The organism is Streptomyces sp. AA4, from assembly GCF_000158875.1.
Taxonomy (GTDB): Bacteria; Actinomycetota; Actinomycetes; order Mycobacteriales; family Pseudonocardiaceae; genus Amycolatopsis.
Genome location: NZ_GG657746.1, coordinates 6,511,295 through 6,529,322 on the forward strand (window position 1 = coordinate 6,511,295; position 18,028 = coordinate 6,529,322).

General features: G+C 71.3%; 4 protein-coding genes and 1 pseudogene. All 5 read right to left on the reverse strand.

Features of this window, described 5'->3' with window-relative positions; all coding sequences use genetic code 11:
- Positions 1–257 precede the first annotated feature (257 nt).
- Positions 258–401, reverse strand: a pseudogene (locus tag SSMG_RS47795) (SAM-dependent methyltransferase); the annotation flags it as partial.
- Between the two features lie 575 nt (positions 402–976).
- A complete protein-coding gene (locus SSMG_RS29690) occupies positions 977–1,804 on the reverse strand; it encodes an ABC transporter permease (RefSeq protein ID WP_009082173.1) in 828 nt (275 codons plus the stop codon).
- Entirely contained in the window at positions 1,804–2,727 is a 924-nt protein-coding gene (locus tag SSMG_RS29695; RefSeq protein ID WP_037715255.1) for a daunorubicin resistance protein DrrA family ABC transporter ATP-binding protein, read from the reverse strand. The genes SSMG_RS29690 and SSMG_RS29695 overlap by 1 nt, the downstream gene beginning before the upstream one ends.
- A 104-nt stretch (positions 2,728–2,831) precedes the next feature.
- Positions 2,832–13,208, reverse strand: coding sequence for a type I polyketide synthase (locus SSMG_RS29700; protein ID WP_100266928.1), 10,377 nt, complete (start codon positions 13,206–13,208; stop codon positions 2,832–2,834).
- Between the two features lie 93 nt (positions 13,209–13,301).
- Positions 13,302–18,020, reverse strand: a complete 4,719-nt coding sequence (locus SSMG_RS29705) for a type I polyketide synthase (protein ID WP_009082179.1) — start codon at positions 18,018–18,020, stop codon at positions 13,302–13,304.
- Positions 18,021–18,028: the final 8 nt, after the last annotated feature.

Here is an 18,028-nt window from a genome sequence, read left to right on the forward strand (position 1 = left end):
CAGACCGCAGGGAGGCTTCGTATCGGGGTTGGGGGAGGGGTGGGCGCCCCCGGTGGTCGGTGCATCGGCGGCGGTTTTAGAGGTGGGGCTTGCGCCCCAATGTGGCATTGGGTGCATGCGATGCAACGAACGCCACATTGGGTGCGTCTGACGCACCCAATGCCACATTGGGGCGCATCCCGGGGTGGTGGGCGGGTGGGTCGTGAGGGGAACCCTCAGGGACTCTGAGTACGTGAAGGTGGCCCTCACGGCATTGTTCAGCTGCGGTAGACCGAGACTACGAAACCGCCGCAGGTGACTGGTTCTCCGTACCAGCCGCCCCAGCGGCTGTCCAAGGCCAGGCCTGCCAGTTCGGCCATCAGGTCCAGTTCCGCGGGCCATACGTAGCGGAGCGGCAGCGACGCGTCAGTCAGGTGCACGATTTGCCGGACGTCGTCGACCGCGCGGACGCGGGCGTCTGCGGTCCAGCAGGCCGGGTCCGGGTGGCGGCCCTGGACTACCAGGGCGCCGCCGGGAACCAGAAGGCGGCTGTAGCGGCCGATGGCGCGCAGCTGGTCTCGTTGGTCCGGCAGGCGGGACAGGACGTCCGCGCCCAGGTATCCAGTGTCGAAGCGCGGGCCGGGTTCCAGATGGACCTCGTAGCCCTCCCCGGCCAGTGCGTCCGCGACTGGGCCGCCGCCGGGGACCAGGATTCGGCCCGGGCCGTGAGACCTCGAGACGCGGTCGGTTACTTCCGAGAGGAACGCGACCGCGCCCGCCGGGTCGTCCGCCAGCGGGGCCAGCCACGCGGCTACGGGATCGACCGGCTTTTCCATCACCCGGGTCGGCATGTCGCCACCTCACTTCACGCAGTGGTCCTCGCTACTCCACAGAGAGTGCCGTAACGATCTAAAGCCGATCTAGCGGGATCGGGGTCCCCTAGGCACGGCGAAAGGGCGACCCGCTCGGAAGCGGGTCGCCCGTCGGCAAAAGAAGCTCAGCCTTTGGTGCGCCGGTTGAACTTGCGGACCGCGAGGAACGAGGCCGCGACCGTGATCACGCCCCACCAGGCCAGCGCGAGCCATGCCGTGCCGCCGGCGGGGGTGCCGTTCATCAGGGCGCGCACGGCGTCCATCAGCACGGTGAACGGCTGGTTGTCCACGATCGCCCGCAGCACTCCGGGCATCGCCTGGGTCGGCACGAGCGCGCTCGATGCGTACGGCACGAACACGAGGATCATGCCGAGACCTCCGGCGCCCTCGACGGTCTTCGAGATCGAACCGAGCAGCACCGCCAGCCAGAAGACACCGGCCGCGAACAGGACCAACAGGCCGATCGCGGCGAGCCAGCCCAGTGCGCTGCCGCCGGGGCGGAAGCCGATCGCGAAACCGATCGCCACCATGATCACGAACGACACCAGGCTGCGCAGCATCCCCGCGGCGACGTGGCCCACCAGCACCGCCGGGCCGAACATCGGCATCGAGCGAAAGCGTTCCACGAGGCCCTGGGTGAGGTCCGCGGCGACGCCGACGACCGTGGTCGTCGAGTTGAAGCCGATGCTGATCGCGAGCAGGCCGGGCACCAGATAGTCGATGTAGGCCATGCCGGGCACGTTGATCGCGGGCCCGAACATGAAGCGGAACAGCAGCAGCAGCACGATCGGCAGCGACACCGCCTGCAGCAGCATCTCCGGATTCCGCGTGATGTGCTTGACGTTGCGCCCGATCAGCACACGGAAGTCGGACAGCACCGAGGCCAGTCCGGCGCTTTCGGGCGCCGCGGGGATCCGCGCCCCCTCGGTTTCCCTGGACAAGGTCTGGGTCATCACTTCGCTCCCGCGGTTGAGGTGAGGGTGTGGAACACGTCGTCGAGCGTCGGTTCGGACAGCTCGATCCCGGCGGGCTCGAGCCCGGCGTCGGCGACCCGGTTGAGCGTCGCCCGCACCTGGCCGGGGTGGTCGATCGGGACGCTGACCGTCTCCTCCAGCAGCACGCCGCCGGTGACTTGCTGCGCGCGGCCCGCTTCGGCGACCGAGGCGAAGGTCAGCTTGAGCCGTTCGGTGCCGACGCGGCGCTTGAGCTCGGTGGCCGTGCCCTCGGCGACGACGCGGCCCTTGTCGATGACCGCGATCCGGTCGGCGAGCTGGTCGGCCTCGTCGAGGTACTGCGTGGTGAGCAGGACGGTAGTGCCGCCGTCGAGCAGTTTGCGGATCGCGTCCCACATCGCCGAGCGGCTGCGCGGGTCGAGACCTGTGGTGGGCTCGTCGAGGAACAGCACCGGCGGCGACGTGATCAGGCTGATCGCGAGGTCCAGCCTGCGCCGCATGCCGCCGGAGTATGTCTTGACCGGGCGCTCCCCCGCCTCCACGAGGTCGAACTGGGCGAGCAGTTCGGTGGCCCGCTCCTTCGCCCGCGCGGTCGGCAGGTGGAACAGCCGTCCCATCATTTCCAGGTTTTCGCGGCCGGTGAGCAGGTCGTCGACCGCGGTGTTCTGTCCGGTGAGGCCGATCTGCTCGCGGACCTTGCGGGTGCGCTTGGCGACGTCGTGGCCGTTCACGGTCACGGTGCCGCCGTCGGCCTCCAGGAGGGTGCTGAGGATCCGCACCGTCGTGGTCTTGCCGGCCCCGTTGGGGCCAAGCAGCGCGAACATCGTGCCCCGCTCGACGCTGAGGTCGACGCTCTCCAGGACGTCGACATCGCCGTAGGACTTGCGCAGCCCCCGTGCTTCGATTGCGTAGCCGGTGACCATCGGGTTACCTCTCCTCGGTTCGGTCAAGCGGGGAAACTGTCGGGATCAAGTGGGCCACAGCGGCCGCGAGAGCGGCAATACCGGCCGGGCCCGATAGGGGTGGGCTAATCGTCGTCCCCACCCCCGATTGCCATGCTGATCAACGCGTCGGTGTCCAGCTCGTCGATCGTGTCCTCGTCCACCGAGGACAGTTCCGGCTCCTCGTCGGCGACGGCCTGCTCCGGAACCTGGATGCCCGCCAGTTCGAGCAGCCCGTCGAGCAGGCCCGCCGAACGCAGCCGCTCCAGCGGGATCGCCGCCAGCGCGTCCCGGATTCCCTGGTCCGACAACGGTTCCGGCTCGGCCTCGGCCGGGGCCAGCTCGGACACCAGGTGCTCGGCGAGGATCCGCGGCGTCGGGTAGTCGAAGATCAGGCTGACCGGCAGCTTCAGTCCGGTGACGAGGCTGAGCTTGTTGCGGAACCCGGTGGCGGACAAGGAATCGAAGCCGACCTCGTTGAACGAACGGTCCGCTTCCACCGCCTCCGGACCGGCGTGCCCGAGCAGCGTCGCCGCGTGCGTGCGCACCAGGGTGAGCACGGTCGGCACCCGCTTGCCCGGCGGCAGCGCGCCGAGCTTCTGCGCCAGCGTTTCGGTGTCCTCCACCGCGTCCTGAGCCGCGCGACGACCGCGAGAGCCGGCGAGTTCGCGCAGGACGGCGGGGAGGTCGTCGTCGCCGGAGGAAGCCAGGACGCGGGTGTCCAGCGCGATCGGCACGAGCAGCGGTTCGGGCGAACCCGCTGCCGCGTCCAGCAACCGTAGACCGTCCTCAGTGGACAGAGCGGTGATGCCGGTTTCGCCGATGCGGTGGGCGTCCGCGTCCTCCAGCGCCGCGCCCATGCCGCCGCCCCAGAGGCCCCAGGCGAGCGAAGAGCCCGCGAGGCCTTCGCGACGACGGCGGACCGCCAGCGCGTCGAGGTAGGCGTTGGCCGCGGCGTAGCTGCCCTGCCCCGGTGCGCCGAGCACGCCGGCGGCCGAGGAGAACAGGACGAACGCGGTCAGGTTGCGGTCGCGGGTCAGCTCGTCGAGCGTCGCCGCGGCGTCGACCTTCGGGCGCAGGACGTGGTCGAGACGTTCTGGCGTAAGGGAAGTCAGCACCCCATCGTCCAGGACACCGGCCGCATGCACCACGCCACGCAGGTCGATTCCTTCCAGCAATGCGGAAACCGCGGCGCGGTCGGCCACGTCGCAGGCGGCGAGGGTGACCTCCGCGCCGAGCCCGGCCAGTTCGTCCCGCAGCTCGGTCGCGCCCGGTGCGTCCGCACCGCGACGGCTGACCAGCAGCAGGTTCCGCACGCCGTGTTCGGTCACCAGGTGCCGGGCGACGGAACCGCCGAGCGCACCGGTCGCACCGGTGATCAGCACCGTGCCTTCCGGATCCCAGACCGGCGCGGCAGCCGCGTCCCCGGCTCGTTGCAGGCGCGGCACCAGCACTGCCCCGGCGCGGAGAGCGACCTGCGGTTCGTCCGACGCCGACACCGCGGCCAGGGTGCGGCCGCTAGGGGTTCCGGTGCCGAGGTCGACCAGGGTGATCCGGTCCGGATGCTCGGCCTGCGCCGAACGGACCAGTCCGGCCACCGCGGCGCCGACCGGGTCGGGACTTTCCTCGGCGTCGGCCGCGACCGCGCCTCGGGTGACCACCAGCAGCGAGCCCTCCGGACGGCCGAGGAACGTCTGCAGTTCGCCGAGGACCCGGTGCAGTTCCGCGTGCACGTCGGTACCGGCGGACGGCAGCACGAGCAGGCCGGACGCGTCACCGATGCTGGGCGCGGCGGTCGCCGCGAGCGTCTCGGTGAGGCCGAACGGGTCGTCGCCGACCACGGTCCAGTCGGTGACCTCGGGGACCGCGTCGAGGTCGGTCTGCTCCCACGCGAGGCGGAACAGCGACTCCGTGCCCCCGGTTTCGGCGGCCTGTGGCTGTGCCGACATCGGGCGCAGCAGCAGCGAATCCACTGAGGCGACCGGCGCGCCGGTGCCGTCCGCGATCTCCAGCGCGGCCGCTCCGGAGCCGATCTGCTTCACGTGCACCCGCAGCGTCGTCGCACCGACCGCGTGCAGCCGGACTCCTTCCCACGCGAACGGCAGCGCCGGTTCGTCCCCGACCGCACCGGAGACGCCGATGGTGTGCAAGGCGGCGTCGAGCACGGCCGGGTGAATGCCGTATCGGTCCACATCGGACACCGACGCGGGCAGCTGGATCTCCGCGAACGCTTCTCCGTCACCCTTCCAGGCAGCGACGAGACCACGGAATGCCGGGCCGTACGCGAGTCCGTCGGCAGCCAGTCCCTCATAGGTGCCCTCGAGTTGCACCTGCTCGGCGGCTGGCGGCCAGGCGGAGAGGTCGAACTTCTCCGCCTTGCCTGCCTTGGCGAGCCGGCCGGTGGCGTGCCGGGTCCACGGGACGCCGTCCGCCGCACCTTCCGGTCGCGAGTGGACAGTGAACGTCCGGACGCCGTTTTCCGCGGCATCGAGGGCGAACTGCACGCGGACGCCGGTTCGCTCCGGCACCACGAGCGGGTACTCCAGCGTCAGCTCGTCCAGGCGCGGGCATCCGGCCTCGTCTCCGGACCGGATCGCCATCTCGACGAAACCGGTGCCGGGGAACAGGATCGAGCCGCCGACGACGTGGTCGGCCAGCCACGGGTGCGTGCCGACGGACAGCCGTCCGGTGAACAGAAGACCCTCCGCACCGGCCAGCTCCGTCGCGGTGCCGAGCAGCGGGTGGTCTTCCTGGCCCGGCGCGGCGGCCGTGCTTTCCAGCCAGTAACGCTGGCGCTGGAACGGATAGGTCGGCACTGGCACCGGGTGCGCACCGGTCGGCGCGTAGATTGCTGCCCAGTCGACGTCGACGCCGCTGACGTGCAGCTGCGCGACGCCGGTGAGCGCGGCGACCGCTTCGTCCTGCTGCTTGTGCAGCAGCGAGGCGAACACGAGGCCGTCCGGACGCTCGTCGAGGCAGGCGTCGGCCATCGCGGTGAGCGTGGCGTCCGGGCCCAGTTCGAGGAACCGGGTCACGCCGTCCGCTGCGGCCCGGGTGACCGCGTCGCGGAACTGCACGCCTGCGCGGACCTGGTTCACCCAGTACTCGGGTGAGGCCAGGTCGTCGGCGGGCTCGCCGGTGACCGTCGAGATGACCGGGATCCTCGGGTCCGCATAGGACAGTCCTTCCGCGACAGTGCGGAACTCGGCGAGCATCGGGTCCATCAGTCGCGAGTGGAACGCGTGCGAGACGCGGAGTTGCTTGGTGCGCTCGAACTTCGCCGCCACCTGAGACACCGCTTCCGCGGCACCAGAGATCACGACCGCGGTCGGGCCGTTCACTGCGGCAATGTCCACAGAGTCCCCGGCGGCTTCGCGAACCGCCTCGGGAGTTCCATCGATCGCGACCATCGCGCCACCGGTCGGCAGCGCCTGCATCAGCTTGCCACGGGCGACCACCAGCTTCGCGGCGTCGGCCAGCGAGAACACACCAGCGCAGTGCGCGGCGGCGAGTTCGCCGATCGAGTGCCCGGCCAGCAGGTCCGGCTTCACACCCCAGGATCGGACCGTGCGGAACAGCGCGACTTCCAGCGCGAACAGCGCCGGTTGCGTCCAACGGGTCTCGTCGAGGCCGTCGCCGCTTTCGATCACTTCGCGCAGCGGACGGTCGAGGTGCTTGTCGAGTTCGGCGCACACCTCGTCGTAGGCCTCGGCGAACGCCGGATACCGCGCGGCCAGCTGCGTGCCCATCTGCGCCCGCTGCGAACCCTGGCCGGCGAACAGGAACGCGGTCCGGCCGCCGCCAGTGGCGATGCCGCGGACGACGCCGCGTGCGTCCTCTTCGTCCACCAAGGCCGCCAGCCCGCGCACGAACTGCGGCGAACGGCTGCCGATCAGCACTGCGCGGCGGTCGAACGCACTGCGCGTGGTCGCCAGCGAGAGGCCGATGTCGGCGACGCTGCCTTCCGGGTCCTCGTCCACATAGGACATCAGCTGCTCCGCCTTCGCCCGCAACGCGACCGCGCCGCGGCCGGAGACCGGCCAGGCGACCGGACCGTCGTACTCCGGACCCGTCGAGGCAGTGACCTCGCGCCGGTCGCCCTCCTCCAGGATGACGTGCGCGTTGGTGCCGCTCACGCCGAAGGACGAGACGCCGACGCGGCGGGTGTGGCCGTTGGGCAGCCACTTCACCGGTTCGGCGAGCACCCGCACCGCGCCCGTGGACCAGTCGATCTCGCTCGACGGTTTGCCCACGTGCAGGGTCGCGGGGAGTTCGCCGTGCCGCATCGCTTCGATCATTTTGATCACGCCCGCCGCACCCGCGGCCGCCTGCGTGTGCCCGATGTTCGACTTCACCGAGCCGATCCACAACGGACGGTCCGCCGACGTCTGCGTGCCGTAAGTGGCCAGCAGCGCCTGGACTTCGATCGGGTCGCCGAGCTTCGTGCCGGTGCCGTGCGCTTCGAGGGCGTCCACATCGGACGGTTCCAGGCCGGCGTCGGCCAGCGCGGCGCGGATCACCCGCTGCTGCGCGGGACCGTTCGGGGCGGTCAGGCCGTTCGACGTGCCGTCCTGGTTCACCGCGCTGCCCTTGAGGATCGCGAGCACCGGGTGGCCGTTGGCGCGGGCGTCGGACAGGCGCTCCAGCACCAGCACGCCGACGCCTTCGGACCAGGTCGTGCCGTCGGCGTCGTCGGAGAACACCTTGCACCGGCCGTCGGCGGCGAGTCCTTGCTGACGGCTGAATTCCACAAAGGTCTCCGGCGTGGCCATCACCGTGACGCCGCCGGCCAGCGCGAGCGAGCAGTCGCCGCCGCGCAGCGCCTGCGCCGCCATGTGCATCGCGACCAGCGACGACGAGCACGCGGTGTCGACGGACACGGCCGGGCCTTCGAGGCCGAGGGTGTAGGAAACGCGGCCGGTGACGATCGAGCCAGCGCTGTTCGCACCCACGTAGTCGTGGTACTGGACGCCCGCGTAGACGCCGGTCGGGCTGCCCTTGAGCGAGACCGGGTCGATGCCGGACCGCTCCAGCGCCTCCCAGGACGCTTCGAGCAGCAGCCGCTGCTGTGGGTCGATCATCGGCGCTTCCTTCGGCGAGACACCGAAGAAGGTCGGGTCGAAATCGCCCGCGTCGTAGACGAATCCGCCGCGCGCGACGTAGGTGGTGCCGGGACGGCGGCCGGTCGGATCGAGCAGGCCGTCGATGTCCCAGCCGCGGTCGGCCGGGAAGTCCCCGATCGCGTCGCGGCCCTCGGCGACCAGTTCCCACAGCTGTTCCGGCGAGGTCACGCCGCCGGGCAGACGGCAGGCCATACCGACAATCGCGATCGGCTCGTCCGAGTTGTCCTTAGTGGACACCGTGCTGATTTCGACGGAAGTGCCAGCCAGTTCGTCGAGCAGGTGCCCGGCGAGGGCAGTCGGCGTGGGGTGGTCGAAGATCAGCGTCGCGGGCAGCCGCTGGCCGGTGGCCGCGGTGAGGCCGTTGCGGAGTTCGATCGCGGTCAGCGAGTCGAAGCCGAGCGACTGGAACTGCGCCGACGGCTCGATCTCGTGCGCCGCCCGGTAACCGAGCACGGTGGCGGCGTGGCTGCGCACCAGTTCCAGCACCGCGTCGCGACGGTCTTCTTCGGGCAGCCCGAGCAGCCGCGCCGCGAATGAGTCCACTGAGGACTCCGCAGCGGCGGCGACTCGGCGGGTGGTGCGGCCGACGAGTTGCTCCAGCGTGCGCGGGAGCCGGTCGAGTTTGCGCAGCACCGGCAGGTCGAGCTTCGCCGGGACCGCGGTCGGCTTGCGGACGGCGATGGCGCGGTCGAACATCGCCAGACCCTCCGCTGTGGACAGTGGCACGATGCCGCTGGCCGCGAGCCGCTGCACCTCTTCTTCGGTGAGCGTGCCGCCCATGCCGCCGACCTCGCCCCACAGGCCCCAGTCCAGCGACAGACCCGGCAGACCGTGCGCGACGCGGTGTGACGCGAGTGCGTCCAGGTATGCGTTGGCTGCGGCGTAGCTGCCCTGGCCAGGCGCGCCGAGCACGCCGGAGACGGACGAGAACAGCACGAACGCGGACAGCGCGATATCGCGGGTGAGTTCGTGCAGGTTCAGCGCGCCGTCGACCTTCGGAGCGAGCACGGCGTCGACCCGCTCCGGGGTCAATGCGGTGACCACGCCGTCGTCGAGAACGCCCGCAGCGTGCACGACCGCGGTGAGCGGGTTCTCCTCCGGCAGCGACGCCAGCACGCTGGCCAGCGCCTCGCGGTCGGCGACGTCGCAGCGCTCCAGCCGGACGTCGACCTCGCTTTCGCGCAGTTCGTCGGCCAGCTGGTCGAGCGCGGGCGTGATTCGCCGGCTGAGCAGCAGCAACCGGCGGACGCCGTGCTCGGCGACCAGGTGCCGGGCAAGCTTTCCGCCCAGTGCCCCGGACGCGCCGGTGACGAGCACCGTGCCGTGCGGGCAGAAGTACGGCCGCTCCAGTTCGGGCGTCGTGCGGACCAGCCGGGGCACGAGGACGGTGCCGAGCCGGACCGCCGCCTGCGCCTCGCCCGAGGCCAGGACCTGCGGCAACACCGTGTCCGGCGTGGTTTCGGCGTCGAGGTCGAGCAGGACGAACGCGTCCGGGTTCTCCTCCTGTGCAGAGCGGACCAGGCCCCAGACCGCGGAGGCGGCGAGGTCGGTGACGTCCCCGGCGGCCGGGACCGCGCCGCGGGTGACCACGACGAGCCGGGCGTCCGAAGAGTGCTCCTCGGCCAGCCAGGCCTGCAGCGCAGCTAGCACCCGGTGGGTCAGCTCATGGGTTTCCGCCGCGGTGCCGGATTCGCCGATGCACTCCAGAATCTGGACCGCAGCAGTGTCCACAGTGGCTTCGATGTCCGCCGAGCGCTGCCATTCGATCCGGTACAGCGGCGCGGCCTGTTCGGCGACCGGTGCGGCGAACGCGCGGAACACCGTCTCGGCGACCGTCGCGACCGGAGCGCCGGTCGGGTCGGCGAGGGCGATCGTGAAACCGTCCTCTGTGGTCGGTGTGAACCGCACGCGCAGCGCGGACGCACCGGTGGCGTGCAGCTCAACTCCGGTCCAGCAGAACGGAACCCGGCCGACGCCGCCGTCCCCGCCACCGGCGACGCGCAGCGCGTGGGTGCACGCGTCGAGCGCGGCCGGGTGCAGGCCGAAGCGGTCCGCGTCGCTGTCCTCCGGCAACGCGACCTCGGCGAAGATCTCGCCGTCGCGCTGCCAGACTGCTTGCAGGGACCGGAAAAGCGGTCCGTACGTGAGTCCGGTGTCGGCGAAATCGTCGTACAGACCGTCGATGGCGACCGGCTCCGCACCGGCAGGCGGCCACTCGGTTAGGGCAGTGCCGCCGCTAGCCGGCTGCGGCGCGACGCTGCCGCTTGCGTGCAGGGTCCAGTCGACGTCCTCGTCCTCGGGTCGCGAGTGGACAGTCACCGTGCGGACGTCGCGCTCCCCCGCCGCACCGACGGTGACCTGCACCTGGATGCCGCCGCGGGCGGGCAGGACAAGCGGGCTGCCGAGGGTCAGTTCCTCGATCCGGCCGGAGCCGACCTGGTCTCCGGCGCGGACGACGAGTTCCAGGAACGCCGTCCCCGGCACGGTCACCGCGTCGCCGAGCTGGTGTTCGGCCAGCCACGGGTGCGTTTCGACAGACAGCCGGCCGGTGAGCACGACGCCGTCGGTGTCCGCGAGCGCTACGGCCGCGCCGAGCAGCGGGTGCCCGGCGGACGTCAGCCCAGCGGCAGTGACCTCGTCGCGGTTGGCGCGGGCGTCGAGCCAGTACCGTTTGCGCTGGAAGGCATACGGCGGCAGGTCGACGCGCTGGGCACCCCGGTCGGCGAAGACCGCGGCCCAGTCCGGGGTCAGGCCGCTGACGTAAAGCTCGGCCAGCGCGGTCAGCGCGGCCGTCGGTTCTTCGCGGTCCTTGCGGAGCACCGGAACCACGAGCGCGTCGGACGTCTGACGGACCAGCGCGGACAGCACGCCGTCCGGGCCGACCTCGACGAAACGGCCAACGCCTTGGGCAGCAAGGGTTCCCACGCCGTCGTGGAACCGGACCGCGGCGCGCACCTGGCGTACCCAGTAGTCCGGAGTGGACATGTCGACATCTGGGCCGACTGTGGAGACGATCGGGATTTCCGGCTGCTGGTAGGTCAGGCCTCGAGCGACGGCGGCGAATTCCGCGAGCATCGGTTCCATCAGCGGCGAGTGGAACGCGTGCGAGACCTTGAGCTTCGCGGACTTCCGCCCGTCGAACGCAGCCACCACGCCGGCGACGGCTTCCTCGGTGCCGGAAAGCACCACGGAATCCGGACCGTTGATCGCGGCGATGCTGACGTCGTCCGTCAGATGCGGCGTGACCTCGTCCTCGGTCGCCTGCAGAGCCACCATTGACCCGCCGGTCGGCAGCGCCTGCATCAGCCGAGCCCGCGCGGCGACCAAGGTAGCGGCGTCGGCCAGCGAGAAGACTCCGGCGACGTGTGCGGCAGCGAGTTCGCCGATCGAGTGGCCGAGCAGGAAGTCCGGTTTGATCCCCCACGACGCGAGCAGCCGGAACAGCGCGACCTCGATCGCGAACAGCGCGGGCTGGGTGTAGCCGGTCTGGTTGATCAGCCGCGGTTTCTCGAACAGCACTGTCTTGAGTGGACGGTCGAGGTGCTGGTCCAGTTCGGCGCAAACCTCGTCCAGCGCCTCGCGGAAGACCGGGAACGCGGCGGCCAGCGCGGCCCCCATCCCGGCCCGCTGCGCGCCCTGCCCCGAGAACAGGAATGCGGTCAGCCCTTCCACCTGCGTACCCGTGATGACGTCCGGAGTCGCGACACCGTCGGCGAGAGCCGCGATGGCCTGTTCCGGATCCTCGGCCAGCACAACCGCGCGGTGCGACAGCGGCGAACGCGAGGTGGCGAGCGAAAAGCCGAGGTCAAGCGGGGCCGCCGGAAGCGCGATCAGCTGCGCGGCCTGTGCCCGCAGCGCCGCACTGCCGTGGCCAGCCAGCGGCAGCGGAACCGCGACGTCCTCCGGCCAGCTCGGCGTAACCGGCGCGGCGGCCTCCACCGCAGGCGCTTCCTCCAGGATGACGTGCGCGTTGGTACCGCTCACGCCGAACGACGAAATACCCGCACGACGCGGCCGCTCCCCCGCCGCCCACGGACGTTCGGTGCGCAGCAGCTCCACCGCACCGGCGGACCAATCGACCTCTGTGGACGGTTCGGTGACGTGCAGCGTGCGCGGCAGCAGACCGTGCCGCATCGCCTGCACCATCTTGATCACGCCGCTGACCCCGGCCGCCGCCTGCGCGTGCCCGATGTTCGACTTGATCGAGCCCAGCCACAGCGGTTCGGTGCGGTCCTGGCCGTAAGTGGCCAGCAAGGCTTGCGCCTCAATGGGATCACCCAGCGTAGTGCCGGTGCCGTGGCCCTCGACAGCGTCCACATCGGACGCCGACAGCCGCGCGTTGGCCAGTGCCTGCCGGATCACGCGCTGCTGCGAGGGACCGTTCGGCGCGGTGAGGCCGTTGGACGCACCGTCGGAGTTCACCGCGGAGCCGCGCACGACCGCGAGCACCGGGTGTCCGTTGCGCTGGGCGTCGGAAAGCCGTTCCAGCAACAGGGTTCCCGCGCCCTCGGCCCAGCCGGTGCCGTCCGCGCTGTCCGAGAACGCCTTGCACCGGCCGTCGGGCGCCAACCCGCGCTGCCGGCTGAAGGCGAGGAACGGACCGGGCCGCGACATGATCATCACACCGCCCGCCAGCGCGAGCGAGCAGTCCCGCTGGCGGAGCGACTGCACCGCCAAGTGCAGCGCGACCAGCGAGGACGAGCACGCGGAGTCGATCGTGACGGCCGGGCCTTCCAGACCGAGCGCGTACGCGATCCGGCCGGAGATGACCGAACCGGCGTTGCCGGTGCTCAGGTAGTCCTCGACCTCGCCCGCGAGCACGGACGGCGGCAGCTCGTCGTAATAGTCCTGCCCGCCGCTGCCGACGAACACGCCGACCTGCTGTTTCGCCAGCGAGTGCGGGGCGATCCCGGCGCGCTCGAAGGTCTCCCACGCCAGCTCGAGCACGAGCCGCTGCTGCGGGTCCATCGCGAGCGCCTCGCGCGGCGAGATGCCGAAGAACGGCGCGTCGAACTCGCCCGCTTCGTGCACGAACCCGCCTTCGGAGACGTAGCTCGTGCCGGGGCTGTCCGGGTCGGCGTCGAACAGCCGGTCCAGCGCCCAGCCGCGGTCGGCGGGGAACTCCCCGATCGCGTCGCGGCCCTGCGCGACCAGCTCCCACAGGTCGTCGGCGGACCGGACGCCGCCGGGGTAGCGGCAGCCCATCGCCACGATCGCGATCGGCTCGGATTCGGCGGCCTCGACCGCGCGCAGCCGCGCCCGCGTCTCCTGCAGGTTGGCGGTGACCCGCTTCAGGTAGTCGACCAGCTTGGTTTCGTCGGTCCTGGCTTCGTCAGACATCTGGAGAACCTCTTGTCGCGGTTTCGGGCTGTCCGTGAAGGGCTCCTTGAGGGAATCTGATTCCCGGAAGGAGCCCTTCACGGACAACGGGGGTCAGGCGCCGAGCTCGTCGTCGATGAGGGCGAACAGTTCGTCGGTGGTGGCCGTTTCGAGCGCTTCGGCGCCGGAGTGGCCGCCCGACAGCGTCTGGTGCAGCGCGGCGACGACCGCCTGCAGCCGGGGCAGGATGCGGGACCGGTCGATCTCCGCGGCGTCGAGCGCGGCGGCCGCCGCTTCGAGCCGGTCGAGCCCGGCCTCGAGCGGGACCTCCGTCTCGCCCGCGCACAACTGGCTCCACAGGTGTTCGGCCAGCGCCTGCGGGTTGACGTGGTCGAACGCGACCGTGGCGGGCAGCTTCAGCCCGGTGCCGGCGCCGAGCCGGTTGCGCAGGTCGACCGCGGTCACCGAGTCGAAGCCGAGTTCCTTGAAGGCCCGTGCGGGTTCCACCGCGCCGCCGTCGTCGTATCCGGCGACCGCGGCGACCTCGCCGCGGACCAGGTCCAGCACGGTCCGGCGCTGTTCGGCCGGGCTCAGCGACGCCAGCCGGGTGGCGAGATCGCCCGCGCCGACCGGTTCGGCGTCGGCCTGGTCGGCCGCGGCCTCCGGGATGCCGCGCAACAGCGGCCGGGGCCGGGCGAGCTGGTAGACCGGCGCGAACGCGGCCCAGTCGATGTCCGCGACGACCAGCTGGGACTCGTCGCGGTCGAGTGCCTGACCGAGCGCTTCGACGGCCAGCCGCGGGTCCATCTCGGCCAATCCCATGCGGCGCAACAGATCGCTCGCGTCCGCGTCGACCATCCCGCCCCCGCCCCAGGAACCCCAGGCCACCGCGGTCGCGGTCCGTCCGGCTGCCCGACGGCGGCGGGCCAGCGCGTCGAGGTAGGCGTTGCTGGCCCCGTAGGCGGGCTGGCCGGAGGTGCCCCACACGGCGGCACCGGAGGACATCAGGACGAACGCGTCGAGTTCGGTGTCGCCGAGCAGCCGGTCGAGCAGTTCAGCACCGGTAACCTTCGCGCGGATCGCGGCGGTGAACTCCTCCGGCGTGACGTCGACCAGCGCGGGTTCGCGGGTCAGCACCCCGGCGGCGTGCACCACCGCGGTCGGCGGGTGCTCGGCGAGCAGCTTGGACAGAGCCGTCTCGTCGGCAACGTCGCAGGTCACGACGGTGACGCGGGTGCCGGACAGCTCTTCCACCAGTTCGCGCGCGCCCTCGGCTTCGAGACCGCGACGGCTGGTCAGCACCAGGTGTTCGGCTCCGCGAGAGGCGAGCCAGCGCGCGACGTGTCCGCCGACCGCGCCGGTGCCGCCGGTGATGAGCACGGTTCCGCGCGGCTGCCACGGCTCGGCGACGTCCGGGCCGAGCGGCGCGTGCACCATGCGCTTGGCGAACACTCCGGACGGCCGGATCGCGACCTGGTCCTCGTCGTTGATGCCGGAGAGCACGGCGGCGAGCTTCGCCGCGTCAGACGCCTCGGTGACGTCGACCAGACCGCCCCAGCTGCCCGGTTGGTCCAGGGCGACCACGGTGCCGAGGCCCCACACCGAAGCGGCTTCGGGGTCGGCGTCGGAGAAGGCGTCGACCGCGACCGCGCCTCGGGTGACGACCCACGCCGGAGCGTCGATCTCGTTGTCCCGCAAGGCTTGCAGGAGCGCGATGGTGTTGAGGGTCGGGTTCTCATCGAAGGCGAGCAGCGACAGGACACCGTCGAAGGGACGGACTGCGGCTGCCTCTCCGAGCAGATCGGCCAACGCGGCGCGGGTGTAGTCGGCCGCGACCAGACGGACGACGTCGCCCTGTTCGGCCAGTGCGTCCGCCAGGCCGGTTGCTTGCGCGACCCCGGCGGGGACGACGACCAGCCAGCTGCCGGTGAGTACGCTCGTCACTCCGGACAGCGGGGACCACGACACGCGGTACCGCCACGAGTCCACAGTAGACAGATCGGTGCGGCGGCTGTGCCAGGCGGCCAGCGCCGGGACGACCTCGGCGAGCGGGCCGGTGCCGACGCCGAGCCGGGCGGCGAGCGCGTCGACGTCGCCACCGGTCACGTCCTGCCAGAATTCCTGGTCGGCCACCGGGGTCGCCGCCTCCGCCGGGGCGGCTTCCTCTTCGTGCCAGAAACGCTTGTGCTGGAACGGATAGGTCGGCAGGTCCGCGATCCGGCCGCCGGGGACCAGCGAGAGCCAGTCGACCGAACCGCCGCGGACCGCGTACTCCGCCATCGAGGTCGCGAACCGGGTCAGGTCGCCCTCATCGCGCCGCAGCGTGCCGACGACCGAACCCGTGTGCCCGGTTTCGTCCAGCGTCTCTTGGATGCTCATGGCCAGCACCGGATGCGGGCTGATCTCGATGAACCGCGTGTAACCGCCTTCGGCGAGCTGCGCGACGACCGGGGCGAACCGCACCGTGCGGCGCAGGTTGGCAAACCAGTACGCGGCATCCACAGTGGACTCTTCGACCGCGTCGAGGGTGACCGTGGAGGTCATCGCGACCTCGCCGCGGCGGGGTTCTATCGGGGCGAGGTCGGCGAGCAGCCGGTCCGAGAGGTGTTCGACGTGCGCCGAGTGCGACGCGTAGTCCACCGGGACCAGCTTGGCGCGGAAGCCTTCGGCCACCAACTGGTCGCGCAGCTCTTCGAGGGCTGCGGTGTCGCCGGACAGCACAGCGGACGTCGCGCCGTTGTCGGCCGCGACCGAGATCCGGCCGTCCCAGGCGGCGAGTCGCGCTTCCAGTTCGGTCGCCGGGAGTCCTGCCGCGAGCATGCCCCCGCCACGTCCGCCGAGGACGTCACCGATCGCCTTGCTCCGCAACGCGACCACCAGCGCACCGTCCTCAAGCGACAGTGCACCCGAGACAGTCGCCGCGGCGATCTCGCCCTGCGAGTGCCCGATCACCATGTCCGGCTCGACCCCGTGCGCACGCCACAGCGCGGCCAGAGAAACCATGACCGCCCACAGCATCGGCTGCACGACGTCGACCCGGTCGGCCGGCGGGGTGCCGGGTTCTCCGCGCAGCACTTCGAGGACCGACCAGGCGGTGAACTTCCGCAGCGCGGTGTCGCATTCGGACATCCGGGCGGCGAAGGCCGGAGACTGCTCGATGAGGTCGAGCGCCATGCCAGTCCACTGTGAACCCTGGCCGGGGAAGACGAAGACGGTCCGTCCGCGCACGTCCGCGGTGCCGGTGACCACGTCCGGGCGGGAAGCACCAGAAGCCAACGCGCGCAAGGCTTCCGAAGCCTGCTTGCGGTCCTGCGCGACAACGACCGCGCGATGGTCCAGCGGCGCGCGGCCGGTGGCGAGGGTGTGCACGACATCGGCGAGGTCACTGTCCACTTCGGCCAGCTGCCCGGCCGCCGCCGCGAGCGCAGCGGGAGTCTTCGCCGACAGGGCCAGCGGGTAGACCGGGGCTGACGCGGCCGTAGCCTCCTCGACGGCAGGGGCTTGTTCCAGGATCACGTGCGCGTTCGTCCCGCTCACGCCGAACGACGACACCGCCGCTCGCCGCGGCCGGTTCACCTCGGGCCACGCCTGCGGTTCGGTGAGCAGCTCGACCGCGCCGGACGTCCAATCGACGTGCTTCGACGGCGTCCCGACGTGCAGTGTCTTCGGCAGCCGGGCGTGCTGCAGTGCCTGCACCATCTTGATCACGCCCGCGACGCCGGCTGCGGCCTGCGGGTGGCCCATGTTCGACTTGATCGAGCCGAGCAGCAACGGCGCACCGCTGCTGCGCTGGCCGTAGGTTTCCAGCAGCGACTGGGCTTCGATCGGGTCGCCCAACGCGGTTCCGGTGCCGTGCGCCTCGACCGCGTCCACATCGGACACTGACAGGCCAGCGTCGGCGAGCGCGGCCTCGATCACGCGGACTTGCGAGGGACCGTTCGGTGCCGAGAAACCATTGCTGGCCCCGTCCTGGTTGACCGCCGAACCGCGCAGCAGCGCGAGCACGCGGTGCCCGTTGCGCTGCGCGTCGGAAAGCCGCTCCAGGACGAGCACGCCGACGCCTTCCGCCCACGAAGTACCGTCCGCGTCGTCGGAGAACGACTTGCTCCGGCCGTCCGCCGCGAGACCGCGACGGCTGCAGAAGTCCACGAACATCTCCGGCGTGCCCATCACCGCGACGCCGCTCGCCAGGGCGAGCGTGCAGTCGCCGCGCCGCAGCCCTTGCGCGGCCATGTGCAGCGCGACCAGCGAAGACGAGCACGCGGTGTCCACCGACACCGACGGTCCTTCGAGGCCGAGCGTGTAGGAAACCTGGCCGGACACGAGGCTGCCGTCCGGGCTGCCGCCGCTGTAGTCGTGGTACATCACGCCGGCGTAGACCCCGGTCGAACTGCCCTTGAGGCCGTGCGGGTCGAGCCCGGCGCGCTCGAACGCCTCCCACGAAGCTTCGAGCAGGATCCGCTGCTGCGGGTCGGCGCGACGGGCGTCGCGCGGACTGATGCCGAAGAACTCGGCGTCGAAATCCGCTGCGCCGTAAAGGAAACCGCCGTGCCGGGTGTAGGTCTTGCCGGGCCGCTCGGGCACCGGGTCGTAGACGCCCTCGATGTCCCAGCCGCGGTCGGCCGGGAACTCCCCGATCGCGTCGCGGCCCTCCTCGACGAGGTCCCACAGGTCGTCCGGCGTCCGCACGCCCCCGGGGTAACGGCAGCTCATGCCGATGATGGCGATCGGCTCGGTGTCGCGCGCCTCCAGTTCGTGCAGCCGGCGGCGGGCCTGTTTGAGGTCGGCCGTCGCCCGCTTCAGGTAGTCGCGGAGCTTGTCCTCGTTGCTCATGGTCTGCC

Coding starts and splice junctions, on each gene's coding strand:
- SSMG_RS29690 (WP_009082173.1), bottom strand. CDS start 1,804: ATGACCCAGACCTTGTCCAGGGAAACCGAGGGGGCGCGGATCCCCGCG.
- SSMG_RS29700 (WP_100266928.1), bottom strand. CDS start 13,208: ATGTCTGACGAAGCCAGGACCGACGAAACCAAGCTGGTCGACTACCTG.
- SSMG_RS29705 (WP_009082179.1), bottom strand. CDS start 18,020: ATGAGCAACGAGGACAAGCTCCGCGACTACCTGAAGCGGGCGACGGCC.
- SSMG_RS29695 (WP_037715255.1), bottom strand. CDS start 2,727: ATGGTCACCGGCTACGCAATCGAAGCACGGGGGCTGCGCAAGTCCTAC.